Source organism: Biostraticola tofi, from assembly GCF_004343195.1.
Lineage (GTDB): Bacteria > Pseudomonadota > Gammaproteobacteria > Enterobacterales > Enterobacteriaceae > Biostraticola > Biostraticola tofi.
In genome coordinates this window covers 220,730-242,657 of record NZ_SMCR01000004.1, presented here as the reverse complement: position 1 = coordinate 242,657, position 21,928 = coordinate 220,730, and the positions used below count along the sequence as shown (strand labels likewise).

Genomic DNA, 21,928 nt, shown 5'->3' with positions numbered 1-21,928 from the left:
CTTTATCCTGCATCTAACGATAGCTCCTTATTAGCGGTATCCCGATACGCTCGGGTGAGTGGTTTATCTTTCATCCAAAAATCGACCCGGCGTTTTTCCTAATGCTTTTTTAAACATGGTAATAAACGCGGTGACAGAGTCATAACCCAGTTCATAGGCGGTAGTCTGTACCGAGGACCCGGTGACCAGCAGGCGAATGGCGACCAACAGATGCAGTTGCTGTCTCCAGCGACCGAAAGTCATCCCGGTTTCCTTTTTGATAAACCGCTCGAAAGTGCGTTTGCTCATGGCCAGACGATTGGCCCATCTGTCCAAGCTGCTTCTGTCGCCAGGATTTTCCATCAAGCTATCGGCCAGCGTTCTTATTTTCGAATTATCGCTTATCGGCAGGCTTAGCCGTTCAACCGGCATCAGGGAGAGTTCGTGCAGCATGATCTGGGCGAAATCGGCATAATAGGTTTTTTTTGCATAATCCTGCGGGAAATCGGCAAAGTGCTTAATCATTTCTCGCAGCATAACGCTGATATTCAGCGTACAGCACTCTTGGGGCAAACCCGGGACATCAGGCTCGATATATAAAAACAACACATGGGCATTAGCAGTGACCCGATTGCTGTGTGGGACACCGGCAGGCATCCAGGCAGCACAATTGGCGGGCACCATCCAGTAGGCATGGGGGGCAAGGCAGGTCACCCCGCCCTGCAGCGTCAGGATAAGTTGCCCCTTCCGGTGAACATGAAAAGGCACGTCTTCCTGATTTTCAGTGGAGGGAACTTTTAGCGCGACGACCGGATTCGGGTTCAGGTCGATATCAAAATTTTGCAGTGAACTGAGCAATGACATGTCAATTCCCCTCCAGGCCGATCAGGGGGCCAACAGCGCGGCAAGGCTATTTTGGCGTAATTTAGCGATTGATTGCTGTTATATCGATATCAAGTCACAAACACAAGCCTATATAGTGTCACCTGTAATGTGAATCAGAGCATAAATGATGCCAGTCATACCCAGTACGTCGAAAAAAACCACGCTGCTCATTGTGGGCATTTTACTTATCGCCGCCAACCTGCGGGCCCCGTTTACCAGTGTAGCGCCGTTGCTGGAATTGATAAGGACCAGCTTTGGGCTGACTACCGCCCAGGCAGGCCTGCTGCAAACGCTGCCCTTGCTGGCATTCGCCGTTTTCTCCCCCCTGGCCGCCGGCTTGGCGCGCAAGGCTGGCATGGAGAGAACCCTGTTGCTGGCCTTAGTGGCCATCGGTGCAGGGATCATTGTCCGTTCTGGTACCGGCTTGGGAGGATTATACGGCGGGACGTTGCTTATTGGCCTGGGCATTGCCTTTGGCAATGTGCTGTTACCCGGCATCCTGAAGCGGGATTTGCCCCACCGGGCGGCCAGCCTGACCGGGCTCTATGCACTGACCATGGGCCTGGCTGCGGCGCTGGGATCGGCGGTGATGGTTCCGGCGGCAAACGGCTTTGACGGCGGCTGGCAACCGGCGTTATTGTTGACACTGCTGTTGCCGGTAGTGGGTTTGCTGGCCTGGTTGCCGCAGCTGTTTACGCATCAGTCACCGATAGTACACCACAACGATCACCACCGGCGCTCGTCTACAGGCGTTTGGCGTTCTGCCCTTGCCTGGCAAGTATCGCTGTTCTTTGGGCTTAACTCGCTTATCTATTACATTATTGTTGCCTGGCTGCCGGCCATTCTTCAGAGCCTGGGCTTTAGCGAAGGTGAGGCCGGATCGCTGCATGGCGTGCTGCAGCTGGCTACCGCGGTTCCCGGCTTTTTTATCGGACCGCTACTGACCAGAATGGATGACCAGCGGGCGATGGGCATCGGTTTTGCTTTGCTGGGTGCGCTTGGCCTGGCAGGTCTGCTGTTTGTTCCGGCATTGGCCACGCTCTGGGTAGTTTGCTTAGGCATTAGTAGCGGAGCAGGCGTTATCTTGGGACTGGCGTTTATCAGCCTGCGATCCGGCAATGCCACCCAGGCAGCAGCGTTATCCGGCATGGCCCAAGGGGTGGGCTATCTGCTGGCAGCCGGCGGCCCGCCCGCCATCGGTCTGCTGCGGGACAGCATCGGCGGTTGGGCAGTCCCCTTGGCAGGCTGTACCCTGCTGGCTTTGGTGTTATCGCTGCTGGGTTATATGGCCGGCAGAAATCGCTATTTATGACAGTAACCCTTTCTCTTTTGCCAACAAAAAAGCCGTGACCGAGGTGGCATCGGTAATCCTGCCTTCGAGGATTAATCGGTTAAAATCACTGCTTTTCATTTTCCTGGCGGTTAAGCCGTATTCCTCGGCATCCAGCTGCTGTCCGTGGTAGCTCAGATCGTTGGCAATGTAGATATGATAGCCTTGGGCTGAATATCCCTGGGCCAGCTTCTGATAGCCGACATAGTCGAGCGTTCCTGCCGAAAGGCCGGTTTCCTCTCTCAATTCTCCCGCGGCTATTTCTTCAGGAGGCGCTGAGGGTGACAGTTCCCAACTGCCCTGGGGCAATTCGATGGTGCGTTCTTTTAACGGATAGCGATATTGTTCAACCACAAAAATGGCGTCATCCTGGACCGGTATGATGACCACGAAATCGGTTTTTTCAATCACGGAGTAGATGCCTTCGCTGCCGTCCGCCCGCAGGATGTGATCTTCTTTCAGGGTCAGCCACCGGTTGCGATAAATCTCACGTGACGCCAGCGTTTTAATCTCATCGGCCATTGCGGAACTCCTTAACCAGAGGGGCGGTATCAGCCAGCATGACATTTACCCCTCTATCGCGGAATTGCTCGATAACGTCAGGCGGGGCATCGCTGTCGGTGATGATATCGTTGATTTCGTTGGCTGATGCATAGGAGAACGGCGAGTGCTTGCCCAGCTTTTCACCGGAAACCACACAGACGCTGCGCTCCGCGGACGCCACCAGCGCACGTTTAACCTGGACTTCATCATAATCAATGCTGCTCAAACCGGTGGCGCTGTTGGCGCTTGTTGCGCCGACAAAGCTGATATCGAAAGCCATGGCGCGTAATTCTTCGCACACCTTATGACCTACCATATCCATGGCGGGTTTGAACAGTTTCCCGCCCAGCACAATGACCTCCACCGCTGGATGGATGGCGAGCGCCAGGGCAGCGGGCAGATTATTGGTCACAACGGTGCAGCGTAATCGAGCCGGAATGGCTTCGGCAATGGCCAGGGTGGTCGTGCCACCATCAAGCGCTACCACATCATCCATCCGGATCAGTGAAACGGCCATTATGGCGATGGCCTGCTTTGATTCACCGGTTCTGCCCAGTCGGTCCTGATGGTAGAGCGGTACCGGCGATCGAGGTATCGCCCCTCCCCTGACCCGAGTAAGCATACCGGTGGACTCCAGCCTGATTAAGTCCCGGCGGACGGTATCTTCCGATATGGACAGTTTATCCGCCAGCGCTGAGGCCTGCAGTTCACCGTGCCGGCTCAGTAAATCCAGAATTTTCTGCCTACGTGATTCGGCCAGCTTCATGTTACTTGCGCCTTTCTGCATTTATTGTTGCGTTAATATGCGTCATTATGCAGAATTATGCAAGTAGCGGGTTGCAAGTTGCCATGCCTGTTGCAGGTTGCAGGTTGCCGAAGCAGTTAATGTGATATGGGCGTTAAAACTGAAATAACCAGACTCTATATTACAGCTTAGCGTCATTAACAGGTTGAATAATATGAAAAAATCGTTATTGGTACTGGCCGCGGGCGCATTTATTTCCCAAACCACAGAATATTTACCGATAGGATTACTGAAGCATATCGCGACGCAATTATCGTTGCCGGCCTCTCAAGTGGGCCTACTGATCACGATTTATGCATGGGTCATCACCTTATCTGTCATACCGATGACACTTTTGACGCGTAGCTATGACCGAAAACAGTTGTTCACGTTTTTGCTGGGTTTGATCGCGCTGTGCAATGGACTGGTCATGCTGACCGACAATTTTGCCCTGTTGGTTTTATTACGAATTGTGGCGGCGCTGGGCCATGGTGTGTTCTGGGCAAACATCGCCTCATATGCCATCAGCATCGCTAAAAATATGTCTGCCAGCAGAGCCACCGCTATCGTTTTTTCCGGAATATCGCTGTCTGTGGTGCTCGGCGTGCCGCTGTCTACCGCGCTTGGAAATCATTATGGCTGGCAAAATGGATTTGGCATGTTCGGTCTGCTTTCACTGATCATCATGTGTTTTGCCATCACATGGTTACCTCATGTTCAGGCCAAGCCTATGCAGACAGAGGCACGCGGGCGGCGAAACATCGCCTTGTCTGTCCCGCTCTGTCTGGTCATTGGCATTACGCTGTTGCTTATTACCGCGCACTTCAGCAGCTATACCTATGTAACGGCATTTCTGCAAAATATACCGGCGGTAGACGCTGATAGGCTGACGTTGCTGATGTTTGTTTTTGGCCTTGGGGGCGCCTCGGGAACCTTGCTGGCCAGTTGCTTCGTATGGAAACCCGCCATGCTTACCCTTGTTGGCGGGACAATCATCATGCTGGGACAATGCCTGCTGCTGGCCGGTATATCAGGCCCGCTGACCGCCGGCGGCGTGCTGTTTATCTGGGGGGCGGCCATCTCGCTGGTTATCGTCGGCCTGCAGTCCTGGGTTATCGAAACGTCGCCTGGAATGGCGGAGTTAGCGTCAGCCCTGTACGTGATGGCTTTCAACGTTGGTATTGGCGCTGGCGCAGCGACCGGCGGGGTGTTGATCGGTGTCGGGGATAATAGTCGTCTGTATCTTTTCAGCGCAGTCGCTTGCGGTGCGGCATTAGTGCTGGCGATCGTAGCGATAGCCACAGTGGATAAATGGCGGGCGCCACAGTCCAGCAGGTAACCCATCCTGAATGTCGGGCGGCGCAGTCCAGCGGCTAATTAGCAGTCCGGCTTATCCGTCCGGACTGCCTATTTTCAGGCGCAGCGAATCACAGGTGCAGCGCCGGACCGGCCTCTGCACCGTATTTTGGCGCTTCAACCCGCACCCGCAGCGCAATCAGCAATGCTGCAAGCAGCATCAGAATACCGGCGGCGATATAGACCCCGGTTATGCCACTGAAGCTGAACATCAGTCCACCCGCTGCCGCACCGGCGGCGATGGAAGACTGTACTGACGCCACCACCATACCGCCTGCGCTTTCTGCCTGATCGGGCACCGCGCGCGCTACCCAGTTCGACCATGCCACCGGAACACCGCCGAAAGCCAAGCCCCAGAGTGCAACCAGCAATGATTGAACCGTCAGTGATGCCGGCAGCAGTACCAGCGCCAACGCCGCTACGCCGACCAGCGCCGGCATCAGCACCATGGTGCCGCGCGGGCTGCGCTCAAGCAGCCAGCCGGTCAGCAGCGTGCCGGCGAAATTCGCCACGCCGAAGCCAAGCAGTAATAAGGCCAGGCCATTGGAACCGATGCCGGTGGTGCTTTCCAGGAACGGACGAATATAGGTAAACAGCGCAAAATGGCCAGTATGCACCAGTATGCAGCCAAGCATGCCGACAGCGATGCCCGGGCGCAGCAGCACATCAAGAATGGTGCGAAGTTTGGCGGTCCTGCGGGGTTCCAGACTCGGCAGGGTAAACAGCTGGAAAACCAGCGTTACCAGACCTACCGCCGCTGCGGCGTAAAACGCGCTGCGCCAGCCGTACAGTCCACCCATATAACTGCCGAGCGGTACTGCCACCACCGTCCCTATCGCAATGCCGCTGAAAATAATCGATAGCGCGCGAGCGAGCAGAGCCGAAGGCACCAGCCGCATCGCCACTGCCGCCGCCATACTCCAGAAGCCCCCTAAAGCAATACCCAGCAGGATACGCATCACCAGCAACACCGCCAGGCTGGAAGAGATGGCCACCAGAAGATTGGACGCGATCATCAGGGTAGAAAAGGCCAGCAGCACGATCCGCCGGTCGATGCCTTTGGTCAGGCCCGGCACCAGTAAGCCGGCAAATAGCGCCACCACAGCGGTTACGGTCACCGCCTGCCCTGCCAGCGCTTCCGATACGCCCAGTTCAGCGGCCATCGGTGTCAGCAGACTGGCCGGAAGATATTCCGCCGTCAACAACCCGAATACCCCCATCGCCAGCGAAAATACCGCCATCCAGGCCGGCGTTTCAGGCTCTACATCGGCGATAATGCCGGGGCTGGCACTGGATACGGTGTTATTTACACGGTTACTCATGGCTAACGATCCTCAAAATTTCATCAAGACCGGAACTCTAGACAGAAAAAACTGGATGGTCTATGACGGAAAGTCTGTATTTTTTGACCAAAACACCTGAAATGCGCGTATCGCCGCTCTTTGACCGGTGTCATGCAGATAAGCGTACCGCAAGCGGGCGGAGACGGGCATGCAGCCGACCCTGTCGGCTGCTGAGGCGAGACGTTATGACCGGGCTACATCACCGGTGATGTCTATAGTCCTGGCAGCAATTATTCGGCAGGGATCATCGGGCTGGGCTCATGTGGCTGGGCTCATGTGGCTGGGCTCATGTGGCTGGGATCAGTGGCTGGGCTCAGTGGCTGGGCTCAGTGGCTGGGCTCATTTGGCTGGGCGGGGCTGCGGCGGTGCGGACCAGGCGTCGGCTTGATCGACATACGCTTGCTTACTCTTTTTATCGTACAGGCACAGTTTAGCCGTTGAGGACCCGCGTGTCCGGTCTTCTACCAGCATGGCGACCACCCCGACGCGATCATCAAAGCCAACGATAGTAGAGGGACGGGCTTGCTGGATGCCGCTTGCCGCTATGCATGCGCGAGTCACATCCTGGTCAAACGCGGCCCAGGCATCATCGCTGGATGCATGAGCAGCGCCGCTGGCGACTGACAGTAAAAGGGCTAGCGGGCCAATAAGTGTCGTAGTGCGCATGGTTTCTCCTGTTATTGGCTATCACTGGTCATGATAACCCTCGTTTTCAACAATTCTCACGCACCATTATAGGGCATCGGCAGACCGAGCACCAAAAACCCGACGCTCAATTGTGAGGCTTAGCAGACCAAATCGAACTGAGGCGGTTGAATACCGGCGAACAGGGCCTTATCTGGTTGGCGATGTTCCTTATTTACTGTCTGTGTAACGATGCCATGCTGGGCGCGCAAACGGCGATGCTGTCGGAGACGTTCCTTCCCCATATCCGCATACCGGCATGGCCGGCAGCCTTGAGTTGGCGGGTGCGATTGCCGGCGGCACCTTACCGTTTATCGCTGTCGCCCTGCAAAGTAGCGCCGACGGAGATGATCCTGCCCCCATTGACCATCAGCAGTGAAAAACGCAAAGTTAAAAGCCCCAACTCGAAGAGCTGGGGCCTTTAAGGTACTACTGACTTGATTTTCAATGTAAATCAACTTATTACGTCGTACTACTCAGGATACTGCTTGTAAAGATGTACATGTGTATCACAGGATATATCAACTTCTTATATCTTACTATGTCCTCCCATTGATTGCCTGAAAGGTAATAATTAACTTAGCGCTGAACAGATAGAAACCGGCTAAGTCTGTACAGTACATCCCCCCTCGCGATTTAGACTCTTTGAAGCGTGATTTTACAGCTGCCGCGATATTTTCAAACTACTGTTCACTAACATCTATCGCAGACAATAAAATTTACTCAAAAGCCTTAATTCATCGCGTATTGCAACTACTTGTACTAACTACTTCTGTGCGATCATCAAGATAAACTGCAGGGCCTTAAATCTCGTCGCCGGAGTATAATGTTGACTCTCGCCTGCGACCCATCGAAAATAGATTTCGTGGCCTTTATCGCACTCATACTAACTACTAACTACTAACTACTAACTACTAACTACTTGACATGTGTTTCTTTTTTTCACCACCAGCTCAACAGAATTTTTTATATCTTGTTGCGCTGGTGTTGTATATAAATCTAGCCCATCCGACGTATAAGTCAATACTGTTTTTAAAGACATGTTTTAATACGCAGTAAATAAAGGTCGACTTGATGAAAAAACGTAAATGAAATATCCCAATGGTCAGGTGAAAAGGCAAAGAAATCAGGCATGAATGAAACTTGCACCAACAGGCTGATCCTGATGGTGCCGTTAAGGCTGTTATTCTGCTCGCGGTGCCAGCAAGTCGATATCTTCATCCGCTGTATGCAATATCAGTGTTTCATAGTGCCAGCGCCCAGCGATTTGGCTTGCCCGCACATAAATCTCTCCACGGCCTTTGCTCCCTGTCAGCGGTATCTTCAAATTTGCGGTGCTGTCGCTGACTTCTCCCGACACAAAAAAAGCATCATCAATATCCGTGCCGATTTTTTCACTAACGCGTGGCGAGGCCATTGCCGTGGCCACGGCGTTTTTATAGACTTCGCTGCCCTTTAATATAGACATTACGCCAAGAATAATGACCAGCACCAGCAAGACAATAGCGGCGGGTAAAGCCCAGCGCCAATGTCTGCCCAGCCAGGTTTTTTTGCGGGTATGGGCTGTTGCAGCCGACAGGTTTTCAGGATTATTACGGGTGGCGATCGCGGTATCCTCAGTAAACCAATCCTGCGCGAATACACCATTCTTGCAGCGGTAGGCAGAGAGACCAAACCTGAGTTCTTGGCCGTTTTTATCCTTGATGAACCCTCTCTCTTTACCCAATGAGTATAGAAATGCGTCAATCAGCAGTAGGGCTGAATCTATAAACCACCAGATTCCTAACCCACCCAGCGTGATAAGTTTCAATATTGCCGTTTTGGTCTTACCCAGATAAAAGCGGTCAATGCCAAAAATACCTAAGAAAACAGCCAGTAATAAAGCCACAATTCTGTTCTTTCGCGCCATGTGAATTACTCCATTTCTTCACAAAAAACATTTAGCAACACACTATATCCAGAGAAGCTTATAAATGTAACTGTGTTTAATAATTGTCACTGCGTTTAACTGGCAGAATTGGTATTGCACATCGGCACTGATTAACAGAAAACGATTCTGCCAGCGGGATGTTGGCTTAAACAGCACAACAAACACGTTTACAGCGTGTTTGTTGTTTTATATCGTGCCACTTAAGCTCCGGCGATGATTCATTTTCAGTGTATATCATCTATAGGTCGCAAGCCCGGCTGGTGGGTTAAAAGTGGCGTCGTTGAGGTTTGAAACCGCGGATCATTAATTATTCACAAAATCGACCACCAGCGGGTTGAGTTGCGGTGCACATTCCTCCGGCAACCAGTGTCCGCAGCCAGGCAATACATGTCCCTCAACCTGGGTCGCATATTCCTTCATCTGATCGACCTGGAACTGCCCCATCCCGCCATGTCCGCCGCCACCGCTGGCCATGACCGGGATGGCGAGTTTGGTTTGGTCCAGTTGCCTGTTTTGCTCAATGGAGGTGTTCAGAGCGCGGTAATACTTAAATGAGGCGGTAAAGGTGTGGGGTTTGGCATAGGATTTTGCATACATATCCAGTAAAGCCGGGGTAAAAGCCTGCTTATTGGTGGCTTGCTCTTTAATAAAATGCGTCAGGAAATAGGTTTCCTTTACTTTAAGTGGCCGCCTTAAAGCGGTGCTGAGTAATGCACCGTCGAGCATGTTATTTACCATGGTCATAGCTGACTCCATTGGGAGAGAGGATCGCTACTGCCGGCTGGTACAGCTTGAAAAGTCAGTTGCTGATAGGTTGAGTAGAGCGGCTGTTGGTTGCCGGGAACCCCTGTTCCCCACGCACAGCAATCGCGAATGCCACCAACAACAGGATGAGGAGGGTCCAGGGAAAGGATTGGCTGCCGGCATGATCCAGCAGTACCCCGCCGACCATACCGCCCAAGGCGATAGCGCTGTTCCAGGCCACGACATTCATCGACAGTGCAACATCGGCATGCTCACCGGCGGCATCTGCCAATGCGGTCTGGAGCAAGGTTGCAGCCCCGCCGAACGTCAATCCCCATACGGCGATACCCGCATAAATGACCAGGGGAGAAGTGGCGTCGATGCCCAATACCAGCGACACGGCGGCAAAAACGGCCAATGACAGCAATACCGCTTTGCGCAAATGGGTATCCACTATCTTGCCGGTGATATAAATCCCGCCCAGGGCCGCCAGGCCAAACACCAGCAGCACCAGATCTACCCTGGCGGCCAGGCCGGCAGGCGCGATAAAGGGGGCGATGTAGGTATAGAGAATGTTGTGCGCCAGCATCCAGGTCAGCACAACCCCCAGCACGGACCGAACTCCAGGAAGGCGTAATACCGCACCGAGCTGCATGTTCTGTGCGGCGGACTGACCTGGATAATTGGGCACAATCAGCACTATCCAGCCAATAAGGACCACCGACAGCGCCGACATGACGGCAAAAGTGAGACGCCATCCCAGCAGGGCGCCCAGCCATGTGCCGGCCGGCACCCCCAGAGACAGCGCGATAGGTGTGCCGACCATGGCCAGGGCTAGAGCCCTACCCTGCAATGACGGCACCACCATCCTGCGCGCATAGCCGGCAATCAGGCTCCATGCCAGACCGGCCGACGCCCCTGCCAGAAACCGCGCGATTAAAATAACGGTGATATCTGACGACAGCGCAGTCAGGGTGTTAAACAGCAAAAATCCACAGACAGTGCTCAGCAGGACTGACCGGCGTGACCAGGTCCGGGTGAGTAAAGTGAGAGGGATCGCCGTCAATAGCGATCCGGCGGCATAGGCGGTCACCAGTTGCCCGGCCAGAGAAGGCGAGATGCTCAGTCCGGCGCTGATTGCCGGCAGCAACCCGGCGGGAATGGTTTCGGTCAAGATGCAGATAAAGCCGGTCATTGCCAAGGCCAGCAAGGCCAGCACCGGTAATCGTTGAGCCTCTTTGTTTTGATACTGTGCTTTCATCATTCCGCCTGTGAGTAAGTGTAACGCCTGGCGCAACAGCTATCGGTGGCAACGCACCGTACCTGTATGCCCATTAATGTATCGTTTGATATATATAATGAATACAAGCACCCAGGCATGTCAATTATTTATATATCGATCAGTATATATAAAACTGCAAACCCACTATCCTGACCAAGGGAATCGTGCCAGTTGAAGGTCGGGTGATAGCTATCGAACACGATCAGCCCAGGCCCGCATCGTCGGAAAGATCGAATAGCTGTGGCCGGTAGGATTCAGGCGCGAGCAAACCCGTGTTGCGCTAATAGATACGTACAGGGCTGCGGGCCAAAAAATGGCAGTGTGAAGTGGTGAAATGATGAAATGATGAAGTGGTGGAGTGGCGGAGTGGCGGAGTGGCGGAGTGGTGGAGTGGTGGAGTGGCGGAGTGGTGGAGTGGTGGAGTGGCGGAGTGGCGGAGTGACGGAGTGACGGAGTGACGGAGTGGCGAGATTATCAGCGCGCCAGTCACACCGTTAAAACCACTTTAGGGGGTGATGACGCCATCTTCAATGGGTAGATGGCGTCATCACTGCTATTCCACAGTCCAGTACTCCTGGTTGGCTTCAATTAAATCATCAAGAATCTGTTTAGCCACCCTGGCGCTGGGAATGGTTTTAGACAGGGTCAGTGCCTGCCAAAGTTTCTGGTAGGACTTTTCGATCCAGGCATCAACCACCAGTTTTTCCACCGAATACTGCTGGTACAGTAACCCACGCTGGAAGGCGGGAATAGCGCCAATGGTCAGCGGTTCAACGCCAAAACTGCCCACCAGGCATGGGACTTCTACCATGGCATCATCGTCAAAATTACTGATGGCGCCATTATTTGGCACAATCAGCAGCATCCGCCGTTTGGTATTAAAGGCAATCGCCTGCGCTAAATCGACGATATAAGATGCATGTTCGTCAATGGTCAGTTGAGTATTGACCGCCGTCCCCTCATCAATGATTTTCTGGCACTCGCTAAAGACAAACCTTTCCCTGCCGGCCATCACTTCATTGGCGCGTGAATAATCAGGCGAGGTGTGGGCGACCATATCATCACCGTAGAGATAATATTGCAGATAGGTGTTGGGAAAACTGCTGGGATCGAGCGCGAAGCTGTCCCGGGCTTTGACAAAGGTTTCATTCCAGCTGATTTCCTCCTTGCCCTCCCCTTGTTCATCTGCGTAACCGAATTGGCGGACATGGGCGGCCAGCCTGGGCATCAAATCTTCGCCGGTGGCTTTATCACGCACTGAGCTCCACCAGCCGAAATGATTGAGTCCGTAATAGCGTGTTTCCAAATCAGCGGCGGAACGGTAATCCAGGATCCTGGCCATCGCCTCTTCGATGCTTATCGGCATATCGCAGATATGATAAATACGAGCATCCGGACGCAGGCGATGAGTGGCTTCCGCCACAATGGCCGCCGGATTGGAATAGTTAAGCATCCAAGCGTTGGGTGAATATTGCGTCATATAGTCCACGATTTCCAGTACGCCGGTAATCGATCTCATGCCGTAAGCGATTCCGCCGGCGCCACAGGTCTCCTGGCCGACACAACCGTATTTCATCGGGATTTTTTCGTCTTTTTCGCGCATGGGCAATTTACCCTGGCGTATATGTGCCATGACGAAATCTACGCCGGTAAATGCAGTTTCAGCATCGGTGGTATATGAGAAACGGATGCCGCTCGAACGCTCGCGCAGGATAATTTCACATGCCTTAGCCACCACTTCCTGACGGGGGCCGTCATTATCATACAGTTTTATTTCATCAACCGGGAACCGATGCAAATTGTCCAGCAGCATGAGAATAATACCGTGGGTATAAGTCGAACCACCGCCTGCAATTAAAATGGATGATTTTTTCATTTAAATAACTCCTTAGCTCATCAAATCGGCAAATTGTTCATAAATATGGGTGACGTTATTACCGACAATCACCTGGACATCATTACCCTTGCGGTACACTTCAATGGCCGAATATTCTTTAAAGGCCTCGCTCGGTTGTACTTTGCTACTGTCTTTGACCACCAGTCTCAGGCGGGTAAAGCAGTGGGTATAGCTGGCGACATTGTCCTTGCCGCCTGCGGCCTCTAGATAAGCATGCGCCCGTATCAGGAATTCATCTGCCGGCTTACCACCCTTATTTTTGTAGTCCTGTTTGGAATAAAGTTTGATCGGGCTGTCTTCACGGCCCAACGTTTTAAAATTGAACTTCAAAATAAGCGTTCTGAAAATAAGGAAATAGATACCGCTGAATATCAATCCGACAACCAGTTGCGTGACCATCACCATGGCATGGTTATTAAACAGTGGGATCCAGTTTTGAGTTGCCCATTCCAGAATACCGGCGCCAAAATTGCCTACCACTCCCAGACTGTACATCACCACGGTCATGGTCGCAGACAGCACGGCATGAACGGCAAACAAGGCCGGTGCAATAAACAGGAAGGTGAAGTCCAGGGGCTCTGTGATACCGATAAACATGCTGGTGACGGTAGCCGGAATAAGCAGTCCGGCCACTTTGGCTTTGTTTTCCGTTTTAGCAGTGCTGTAAATGGCCAACGCCATGCCCAGCCCACCGAATACCGCGCCATTGCCCTGCATGGCGAAGCCGCCGGCCGGGAATAAATTTTTTAACGGTTCAGAAGATTGACTGAATTCCTGCAGATGGGTGAGCCAATACAGCGTGGTCCCGCCAGGCACCGCTACGTCGGCGTATTGAAACGGACTGTAGACAAAATGATGCAGGCCGGTTGGCAGTAATATTTTTTCCAGGAAGATATAGCACCAGATACCCAGGTTACCGGCCTCAATGATAAAACCCTGCAGAGAAACCATTCCCAGCTGAACTTTAGGCCATAGCATCAGCGTCAGCAGCGCCAGGGGCAACATCACGCTGAAGCCGATGATATTAACAAACGCCGCCCCTTGAAAAATGCTGACGTAATCAGGCAATTTTGTCGAATAGAAACGGTTATGAATCCAGGTCACCAGACTACCGCACAAAATGGCGCCGATCACACTGGTATCCAGGGTTTTGATGCCGCCGATCATGGCCAGGCCGCTGGTTCCGCCGGTATCCTGCGCAAAATCAACGCCCCACTGCGAACCCCACACCTCACACATTGCGCCCAGAAAGGCATTGAAGGTCAGATAGGTTATCAGTGACACCAGGCAGGCGGAAGCCGGCGCTTTAGTGGCCAGCTTGATGGGCAGGCCGACGGCAAATAACAGCCCCATATTATTGAATACTGTCCAGCCACCTGACTCGATTATTTGCAGCAGATGGAAAAACAGACTGTCGGGACCGAACAGGGTCGAGTTTTGCAGTACCAGCGAAATCCCTACCACCATCCCCGCAAAAGGGAACAGCAGCACCGCACCCAACATCGCTCCGCCAAACCTGTTAAACGAACTCAGCATCATCGCTTCCCCAGCATTGTCATGTGCAGACACTGTAGGGTTTGGAACTGCAGTAAATTTCGTCCTTGTTTTTATTTGTGATCCAGGTTGCACAAAAGAGTTGCCAATAGAGGTATAAAATTAACGCCATATGTATACCTATTGACCATAATTTAGCCTTATTCTTTGTAATTAATTGATATATATATACTAATAAGTAAAGAAAGTTATGATGCCGCATGATAAAAAGGTATAAAAGTGATCTATAAAAATGTGGTCTCCAGCATCCGCGGTCTTATCAACCACCAGGATTTTCGGGTCGGCGACTGTCTGCCGTCAGAAGTCCGTTTGGCCGATCGTTTCGGCGTATCGAGGATGACAGTGCGTAAAGCGCTGGATGTCCTTATCAAGGATGGATTGCTCGAAAGACAGCAAGGCAGGGGTACCTTTATTATCGGCAAGGATCTCAAGCATGATAATAACCAGCTGAACAGCTTTACCGAACACATGAAGATGCTAGGCAAGACACCGCATACCGAGGTGACGGCGTTCGAGGTAACTCGCGCACCGCAGGCTATCGCTCGGCAGCTTGATATCGAAACCCAGGAAAAAATCTATTACATCAAGAGGCTGCGTTATGCGAATAAACAAATTATTCAAATAGAAGAGAGTTATCTGCCGGTCGCGCTGCTGCCGGACTTAACCTACCGGCATTTGGAATCATCCAAGTACGATTTTATTGAAAAACAGGCAAACTTTACGATTGAAGGCTGTAGGCAAACCTTTCTGCCTATTGTTGCCGGCCAGGTGTTTGCCGAGCAGTTGCATTGCGATCCACGCACGCTGCTGTTACAGCTGCTGGCGGTATCCAATACCCGGGAAGGCGTCATCGTCGACTTCTCAGTCATCACCTTTAATCCCAACGACTATAAAATCAGCTATTACCTAAAGCGTCATCCGCTGGATTAAACGGCCCGGCTTGCGCGTCAGCGCCGAACTGGCTGCAAAACCCGGCGATGGCACATCAGCGCCGAACTGGCAGCAAAACCCGGCGGTGGCACATCAGCGCCGAACTGGCAGCAAAACCCGGCGGGGGCACATCAGTGCCGAAATGAATGTAAATCCGGCTGTGGCACATCAGTGCCGGATTGAATAACCATCCGGCGGATGCAACTCACCCACCGCCGGACTGCGGCTAGCTGAAGAACTCACTTAATTCCGTTGCTATGGCCTGGGGCTGTTCCTCAGGCATAAAATGACCGCAGTGGGGAACCAGTACCCCCGAAACGTCTTCGGCAAAGGGCCGCAGCGGTGCAGCCATATCGGCAATTGAGCCTTGACCGGCACTGATGGCCAGAATCGGCATTTTGAGCTTACCCTCAGCCATCAAGGCGCGGTTTTGCTCAGCCGAAAGGGCGGCGGAACGATAATACGCCAAGCCCGCACGTAATCCACCGCCGGCGAGCATCACCCGCAGATATTCATCAATAGCTTCCTGGGTAAACACATCCGGGCAAGCGGTTTTTCGTTTCAGGAACCAATCAAGGTAGATGCGCTCCCGGCCAGTTATCAGCGCTTCCGGCAAGTCAGGGATGGCATGGAATGCAAAGTGCCAGGTCTTCCATCCTTTATCAGGGGTGGCGGGCAGCGCATCAGGCAAGGTCATGCCCGGAATGCCGGCATCCAGTAAGGCCAGACGCTTCACTTCCCGACCGTAGAGCGCCGCGTATGGCCAGGCGACCCAGGCACCGACATCATGGGCTGCCAGATAATAGTGCTCGCTACCGAGCTGGGTTATCAGTCCATGAACCTTCTGAGCCAGGGTACGGGTATCATAGCCGGTTTCCGGCCGGTCGGAATCGCCCTGCCCCGGCAGATCCAGGGCGATAAGTCGATAAGCCGGGGCCAGCAACTGCATCACCTTACGCCATGCATACCAGCTCTCGGGAAAACCCGCCAGCAAAACCACGGTCTCACCCTGCGGGTTGCCGCCGGTGACATAATGCATCCGGATACCGTCCACCAGCCGATAGCCGTGTTCGAAACCGGGCAGGTTTTGACAAGCATGGGTGACAGGCCCGGCATCGGCCTGGCGAATGCATGGGGTGTTGCCGGCTTTTTTCTGTTTGTCGTTCATCTTTAGTCCTCAAGGATTTAAAGCTCAAGCCATTGCAGGCGCGCTTATTTAGGAATCAATCATTTCCTAATTGTTTAAATTTTTTTTTTTAATCGAGGATTTTCAAGGCCAGCTGCAGAGTGTCCTCTTCACGGGCCACATCCTGCAGTTTACCCAGGACGCGCATGCCAAAAGTGATGCAGAGTATCAGCCCAGCGGCGGTTTCGGCATCCAGGCTGGCCAGCACCGTGCCATCCTGTTGCCCCTGTTGCAGCAATGAGACAATCAATTTTTTGTTGTTCATGATGGCGCTGCGCACCAGCCCTGAAAGTTCATCGTCCAATACCAGCAGTTCGGTTGCGCTGCCGACCACCAGGCAGCCCCGTCTTCCTTCGACAGCACGGGCGGATTCAAAATAGAACCGCAACAGTTCGGCAAGCCGATCCCGACCGGTAGCCTGCCGTTCGAGCCGCTGGCGCAAGGCGGCATTTCGCAAGGAGGTGTAGCGTTCAAACACCTGCAGAAACAGCGTTTTTTTATCCTGGAACGCCTTGTAAATGCTGCCAACGGTGAGCTGCATGGCTGCGCCTAATTCCGCCAGCGAGGAGGCATGGAATCCCCGTTGGCGGAACACCAGCATCGCTTGATCGAGGGCGTGGTCAATATCAAAATTTCGCGGCCGGCCGCGTTCGCGGTTTTCGCTTTGAGGTAAAGATAGTGGGTTCATAATGGCTCAATTAGGAAATGAATGCTTCCAAAATAGCACCAAAAACATATGTCGTAAAGCTGAACTCACATGATTACTGAGCTTGGTTGAGTTTGGTTGAGCTGAGCTGAATTGAGCTTGGTCGAGTTGAGCTTGGTTGAGCTGTGCTGTGCTGTGCTGTGCTACGCTGTGCCACCACGGTGAATCACTGCCCCTATGATCAACCGGGTTGTCAGGGATAATGCGCAGAGAGGTGGGCTATCAGCTTAATGCTTTATAATGGCAATCACTGTGCAAACAATAACTATTGCCAGCGAAGGCCATTGCATCGGCATGAAAAAGAAGTGGTGAGGCGCGCCATCAGCCTGTTTTTTGCGATTCAATACCAGGCCAAGCACGGTATTAATCGCTGCACCTATTCCGGCCCCCAGCAGAAACTGCATCAAAGAAGTATTGCCCTGCTTTATATTTGCATCTGGCCATAACCACATTAACAGTAGTATTACCATAATCGGCGTCAAGAGCGTCAGGAAACCGGCACCGCGATATATCATCATTCAATAATTTCTCGCCATAATCGAAAAAACACGCTAATTTTTATCAGGCATTATGCCTAATAGGTTTAAAATCTCAAGGGAAAAACGGATGATCATCTGGAGCGGGATAGGTTTTTTTGTCGCGGTAGTTATCTGTATTGCTTATGTCTTTTTCAAATGGCTACTCGATTTTATTTGGTATGACGGTTTTTTCGCTGCCCATTTATGGGCCACCGGAATCACCTTTATATTGGCATCCGTTCTGTGCATTTTTTTCATCTATGCTATCAAGCAGGAAAAAATATTGATATTTCTGGCCAAAATAACTGACAGCCAGCCTATGTTTCAGCCGCATAAAACACACAAGTTCTTTTTTATTCCTGTCCGTTATTGGCCGTTGATATTGTTTTTATTCGGCGCAGGAATATGCATTCACGATTTGACTAAATAATCATCAGCGCCTCGTGGATATCGAGCGCAATATCGCTGCGGGTGCCTGGCAGTGAGAATTCACAGGAAGAAGGAAGTTAAAATGAAGCTTAAAACAACACTGATGATCACCGGGTCGTTTCTGCTGGCTACCCTGGCTTGGGGTCCGGTCACTATGGCCAATGCAGCTGAGGTTAATAAGCCGGCGGCCACTGTGGCCGAGTCGCACAGCCTGTCCTTATTGAACGGGAAATTGCCGTTAACGCTGCAGGGCTACGAAGTGCAGCATGCCGTGGGCGGCAGTCCGAATGATATGTATCTCAATAAGCAGGAAAAGCGTGTTGTGCTTATCGGTGAAGAAGACGTCCCGCTGATTGCCCGTGCCGCCAACGATGATGATTTCCTCGATGGCATGAAAGCCATCAAGGACCAGGAAAAGCAAGTCTCACCGAGTTATACCATCACCAGCGAAAAGAACGAAAACGTTAACGGCCTGAAGGTATATCACATCGAAGCGACCAATAAGATGGATGGCAAGGATGTGCTGCAAACCACCTTACTTTCTACCGCCGACAACAAGTTTGCCATTATCCAGGTCTTCTCCAGCGTCAAAGATAAAGCCGGCCATGTCGCTGCGGTCAACCACATTCTCGACAAATAGCCAATAATCTTCGGCCATCACCAGGCCAGAATCGGGCCCTGGTGATCATAAACGCGATCTGGGCTGGCTGTAACACGGTTGTCATCAAACTGATTTATGTGGCTATTAGTGTGTTCACCCGATTTCAGGCGCCGTTGCGCTGGGGCTGGTTTTTGCCCTGCTGCTGCACAGAAACTTTGCCGGCAGTCAATCCGCCATTGAGCTACAGTACGGCCCGGGTGACGAACAGCATATGCGATTGAATGTCGGCTGCGCGCGCGCGGTGCTGGTGGAAGCCATGCACCGGCTGGCCAGCGCCTGCCGCAACCGGATGACGTAACGGTCAGGTTTGACTTGCGGGGCTACAAGGCGCTGAGCTGTCTTGCGGCTCGACACCGCCAGTGTGTAGCGAAAGCAAAATACGTTTAGCGGGTCGGCTGCTTCAGCGCCACTGTGTAGCGAAAGCAAAATACGCCTAGCGGTCGGCTAGATCAGCGCTACGTGAATCCGTTGATCTTTGCCTTGGCAGCGATAGCGGATTTCACACCCATCGTCTTGCAAGTCGGCCGCCATTTGGTCAATATGCAGGCGCTCGTCAAGCGCATAACACGCCAGAATAGACATCTGCGGTTCCGCGTTGCTCAGCACCAGATAACTCAGATCGGTAATCGCTGGATTGGCTGGGCCGGTCCCTTCATACACGATCCCCTTCCCCACCAGCCACAGGGTAAATTGCCCCGTTATCGTACGATAGCGACGCATCTCGGCTCCGTCTATCTCGCAACGGCTCAGGTTGTTCAGCAAGGCCAGCGGGCCGCCGAGCAGTATTGGCTGCGCCTGCTCAGCCAGCAGCCCCTGCTGCGGCGCTTGCCTTTCACCATCAATATGCAAGGTCCAATACAGCGTTTTGCAGTGGGGGTTATCAATCCGTGCAATATCAAACACCAGCCCCTCATTAACCAGCAGATGGCGACAGAAGCGGATATCGCGCCAGGCTTGCTGATCCCATTCGGGCAGCGAAAAGCTCGGCAACCGAGGTGGGGCCTTACGCCAGTCAACCGCCACCCCCAGGTGGAAACCGTCGCCCGTCTGTTCCAGGACCCGTACCTCAGGTACGGCCGGCGGTGCATTGGTTAATTCAACGCTCAATGTATTATGGGCCGCGCTGTTTTTATAATACTGCCGGTGGAGTGCCGCGCCATAGCCGGTAGTGCCCAAATCCGGCAGCACCGCATGACCATGCCGCCATAGGGTAATCGCCAGATAATCGTAGTGATCATGCTCACCGCCAAAAGGCATATGCTTCACCAACAGGCCATGCTGGTGTTCGGGCTGGCAAATCAGCGTCAGCCCGGCATCCGGCGCATGGACCAGGCGATGGGTCGCCAGGGCGGGTACCGCCGGCAGGCTGGCGCAGCCATAAAGAAAAGCATCCAGGTTATCCCTGGGTTCATGCTGATAGATTCGATTCAGAGCGGCGGCGTAGGCGGGCTTGTGATAATGACGCCAGGCGAACTCGTAGATATCATAGTGATGAAGCTGATTTTGCCCGCTAACCGCATCATTAATCATCGGAAAGGTGCCGTCTGGCGTCAGCAGCGTTAGCGGGAAATCGAGCATTTTTTCATACAGCCGGTCATTCATCAGGCTCCAGGGGGTACAGCGAGCGAATTTTTCCCAGTCGAAATAGCCCTGCAGCACATAGAAATGGTAATGGGTCGAGCCCTCGAACCACAGTCCCTCATCAAATAAACCGTGCTGCAGCTGCCAACGTAAACCGTAGGGTTCAGTGATAGCGAAACGCACCAGCTGATCATCTTGGAGCAGCAGTCCCAATACCCCGATGGCGGTGTTCACTTTGACTTCATGATTGTGCAGCTGGTTTTGCCGCTGGCGACATAAAAAATCGGCAGCGCTACGGAAAAGGCGTTGTTCAATGTATTCCTGCTGGGTTGCCGACAGGGTTTCACGCACGATATCGTAACCCTTTGCCAGCTCCAGTATGCAGTTGGCTTCACATAAGGTCTGGATATTCATCTTCCCCGGTCCATTGCAGGGGATACCGCCATGTTCCTCATAATCGGGATAGTAGCAGGCATAGCTCAGCAAGATGTCCTGTACCCGCCGGGCATGACTCGGCTCGCCGGTCAGCATCCACAATAACGCCAGCTGATAACCGGCGCGGCAATTATGCCCGTTCATAATGCGCCACCAGGCGCCGTCATAGGGCTCGCCGCTCAATATCTCATTATCGACCGGGCAGCGATGCTGATGGGGATGGTGGCGATCCCATATCAGCCGGGTGCCGTGCCGGGGACAGAAATAGTAGTGGCCCCAGGTGGCGATGCCGGTTTCCGGCACCCGCAGCGGATGCGCCAGCACCACCTCATTATCATCTGCCAGCCGTTTAAGCACCTGCGGTTGCCAGCGGGCGCGTTCACGGAGATAAGCCCGTTCCTCAGGGGTGAATTGCAGCATCGGGGCTGATTGCGGAGCCCGGGATGATTGCGGGGTGCAAGATGATTGCGGCATACGGGGCAAGTGCGGCTTTCGGGTTGATTTTGACATGGCGGTTCACGCGATCCGGCCAAGCTCAAGCTGCGACAGCGCGAACAGATCGTTTTGCTCATGTTGAGTTTGTTTACCGCTGTGCACCAGCCAGAGAAAATCATAATAAGTCGGATAATATTCCAGGCCATTAAGCCGTTGGCAGAAGCGATGGGCGGCAATTTCCGAGGTGGCGGCGACGGTAGAATAACGCCGGATCGGACCGAATGAAACATTGCAGACTTGCTCAAGCGTGGTGCCGACCGGCTGGCGGCGGTAGTATTCGAGGAAATGGAAAAACTCATGGGCCAAATGGATATTGATGATCTTATCGAGCGGCATATCCAGCCCCGCCCGGGCGCAGCTGGTCTGCAGGCTTTCCAGCGACGGCTGGTACAGCGTGACCCGTCGGATGGATTTTTGCTCGCTGAATTCAAACTGGGCGCGAAACTGCACGGTAAAAAACAGCCCGTCACCCGGTTTGATAACAATATCAATCTGGTTTTCAGCGTACAGCTGGCGAATATCCTGTCCGAGAAATGGCGTCACCGCAGCTTCACCGGCCGCCAATGCGCCGTCCAGATAATACCGGTATCTGTCCGGCGGAATTTTATTGAACACCGCGTCGTTACGCAGATCCAGCCATGCCAGCATCCGGTTAACCTCATCTCGATCCATAAAC

The 21,928-nt window shown here is 53.0% G+C and carries 21 protein-coding genes; 6 read left to right on the top strand and 15 right to left on the bottom strand.

Going from position 1 to position 21,928, the window contains the following annotated elements; translation table 11 throughout:
• Positions 1-63: 63 nt before the first annotated feature.
• Complete coding sequence (locus EDC52_RS10915; protein ID WP_131865356.1) at positions 64-843, bottom strand: AraC family transcriptional regulator; 780 nt, start codon at positions 841-843, stop codon at positions 64-66.
• Positions 844-988: 145 nt separating this feature from the next.
• Between EDC52_RS10915 and EDC52_RS10910 the strand changes: the two genes are divergently transcribed.
• Complete coding sequence (locus EDC52_RS10910) at positions 989-2,176, top strand: MFS transporter (protein WP_131865355.1); 1,188 nt, start codon at positions 989-991, stop codon at positions 2,174-2,176.
• Here EDC52_RS10910 and EDC52_RS10905 read toward each other — a convergent pair.
• Together EDC52_RS10905 and EDC52_RS10900 are read right to left on the bottom strand one after the other, a co-directional pair.
• Positions 2,171-2,716, bottom strand: a complete 546-nt coding sequence (locus tag EDC52_RS10905; protein ID WP_131865354.1) for an NUDIX domain-containing protein — start codon at positions 2,714-2,716, stop codon at positions 2,171-2,173. The two genes, EDC52_RS10910 and EDC52_RS10905, sit on opposite strands and share 6 nt — an antisense overlap.
• Positions 2,706-3,503, bottom strand: coding sequence for a DeoR/GlpR family DNA-binding transcription regulator (locus tag EDC52_RS10900; protein WP_165911700.1), 798 nt, complete (start codon positions 3,501-3,503; stop codon positions 2,706-2,708). Before EDC52_RS10900 ends, EDC52_RS10905 begins: the two co-directional genes overlap by 11 nt.
• A gap of 193 nt (positions 3,504-3,696) precedes the next feature.
• On the opposite strand from EDC52_RS10900, the gene EDC52_RS10895 reads away from it, so the two are divergent.
• Complete coding sequence (locus tag EDC52_RS10895) at positions 3,697-4,860, top strand: MFS transporter (protein WP_131865352.1); 1,164 nt, start codon at positions 3,697-3,699, stop codon at positions 4,858-4,860.
• A gap of 88 nt (positions 4,861-4,948) precedes the next feature.
• Here EDC52_RS10895 and EDC52_RS10890 read toward each other — a convergent pair whose 3' ends face one another.
• Both EDC52_RS10890 and EDC52_RS10885 read right to left on the bottom strand, forming a co-directional pair.
• Complete coding sequence (locus EDC52_RS10890) at positions 4,949-6,199, bottom strand: MFS transporter (RefSeq protein ID WP_131865351.1); 1,251 nt, start codon at positions 6,197-6,199, stop codon at positions 4,949-4,951.
• Positions 6,200-6,559: 360 nt separating this feature from the next.
• Complete coding sequence (locus EDC52_RS10885) at positions 6,560-6,886, bottom strand: hypothetical protein (RefSeq protein WP_131865350.1); 327 nt, start codon at positions 6,884-6,886, stop codon at positions 6,560-6,562.
• Between the two features lie 146 nt (positions 6,887-7,032).
• Here EDC52_RS10885 and EDC52_RS10880 point away from each other — a divergent pair, with 146 nt between their 5' ends.
• Positions 7,033-7,329 (top strand): hypothetical protein, encoded by a 297-nt coding sequence (locus EDC52_RS10880; protein WP_131865349.1) that lies wholly within the window; start codon positions 7,033-7,035, stop codon positions 7,327-7,329.
• 758 nt (positions 7,330-8,087) lie between these two features.
• Here the strand turns inward: EDC52_RS10880 and EDC52_RS19875 are convergent.
• From EDC52_RS19875 to EDC52_RS10855, 5 genes are all read right to left on the bottom strand, one after another.
• Positions 8,088-8,813, bottom strand: a complete 726-nt coding sequence (locus EDC52_RS19875) for a cytochrome c oxidase assembly factor Coa1 family protein (protein WP_165911699.1) — start codon at positions 8,811-8,813, stop codon at positions 8,088-8,090.
• A 324-nt stretch (positions 8,814-9,137) separates the two neighbouring features.
• The gene (locus tag EDC52_RS10870; protein ID WP_131865348.1) at positions 9,138-9,578 is read right to left on the bottom strand and encodes an alpha/beta fold hydrolase; all 441 of its coding nucleotides are present in this window, start codon (positions 9,576-9,578) and stop codon (positions 9,138-9,140) included.
• A 55-nt stretch (positions 9,579-9,633) separates the two neighbouring features.
• Positions 9,634-10,839 (bottom strand): MFS transporter, encoded by a 1,206-nt coding sequence (locus EDC52_RS10865; RefSeq protein ID WP_131865508.1) that lies wholly within the window; start codon positions 10,837-10,839, stop codon positions 9,634-9,636.
• Positions 10,840-11,413: 574 nt separating this feature from the next.
• Positions 11,414-12,736: a 6-phospho-alpha-glucosidase gene (locus EDC52_RS10860; RefSeq protein ID WP_131865347.1), complete on the bottom strand. Its 1,323-nt coding sequence runs from the start codon at positions 12,734-12,736 to the stop codon at positions 11,414-11,416.
• Between the two features lie 12 nt (positions 12,737-12,748).
• A complete protein-coding gene (locus EDC52_RS10855; RefSeq protein ID WP_131865507.1) occupies positions 12,749-14,293 on the bottom strand; it encodes an alpha-glucoside-specific PTS transporter subunit IIBC in 1,545 nt (514 codons plus the stop codon).
• A gap of 237 nt (positions 14,294-14,530) precedes the next feature.
• Between EDC52_RS10855 and EDC52_RS10850 the strand changes: the two genes are divergently transcribed.
• On the top strand, positions 14,531-15,241 hold the full coding sequence (locus EDC52_RS10850; protein WP_131865346.1) for a GntR family transcriptional regulator: 711 nt from the start codon (positions 14,531-14,533) through the stop codon (positions 15,239-15,241).
• A gap of 226 nt (positions 15,242-15,467) precedes the next feature.
• Here the strand turns inward: EDC52_RS10850 and EDC52_RS10845 are convergent, their stop codons facing one another.
• The 3 genes from EDC52_RS10845 to EDC52_RS10835 all read right to left on the bottom strand — a co-directional run bounded on the left by EDC52_RS10845 (position 15,468) and on the right by EDC52_RS10835 (position 17,651).
• Positions 15,468-16,409 carry an alpha/beta fold hydrolase gene (locus tag EDC52_RS10845; RefSeq protein ID WP_131865345.1) on the bottom strand — a complete coding sequence of 314 codons (942 nt, stop codon included), beginning with the start codon at positions 16,407-16,409 and terminating at the stop codon, positions 15,468-15,470.
• An 88-nt stretch (positions 16,410-16,497) separates the two neighbouring features.
• Entirely contained in the window at positions 16,498-17,115 is a 618-nt protein-coding gene (locus EDC52_RS10840; RefSeq protein ID WP_131865344.1) for a TetR/AcrR family transcriptional regulator, read from the bottom strand.
• 245 nt (positions 17,116-17,360) lie between these two features.
• Complete coding sequence (locus EDC52_RS10835) at positions 17,361-17,651, bottom strand: hypothetical protein (RefSeq protein WP_131865343.1); 291 nt, start codon at positions 17,649-17,651, stop codon at positions 17,361-17,363.
• Positions 17,652-17,739: 88 nt separating this feature from the next.
• Here EDC52_RS10835 and EDC52_RS10830 point away from each other — a divergent pair, with 88 nt between their 5' ends.
• Positions 17,740-18,081, top strand: coding sequence for a hypothetical protein (locus tag EDC52_RS10830; protein WP_131865342.1), 342 nt, complete (start codon positions 17,740-17,742; stop codon positions 18,079-18,081).
• A gap of 81 nt (positions 18,082-18,162) precedes the next feature.
• Entirely contained in the window at positions 18,163-18,720 is a 558-nt protein-coding gene (locus EDC52_RS10825) for a DcrB/PsbP domain-containing protein (RefSeq protein ID WP_131865341.1), read from the top strand.
• Positions 18,721-19,185: 465 nt separating this feature from the next.
• On the opposite strand, the gene EDC52_RS10820 is transcribed toward EDC52_RS10825, so the two are convergent.
• Both EDC52_RS10820 and EDC52_RS10815 read right to left on the bottom strand, forming a co-directional pair.
• Positions 19,186-21,177, bottom strand: coding sequence for a heparinase II/III domain-containing protein (locus EDC52_RS10820; protein ID WP_165911698.1), 1,992 nt, complete (start codon positions 21,175-21,177; stop codon positions 19,186-19,188).
• 96 nt (positions 21,178-21,273) lie between these two features.
• On the bottom strand, positions 21,274-21,924 hold the full coding sequence (locus EDC52_RS10815; protein WP_131865339.1) for a hypothetical protein: 651 nt from the start codon (positions 21,922-21,924) through the stop codon (positions 21,274-21,276).
• Positions 21,925-21,928 lie beyond the last annotated feature (4 nt).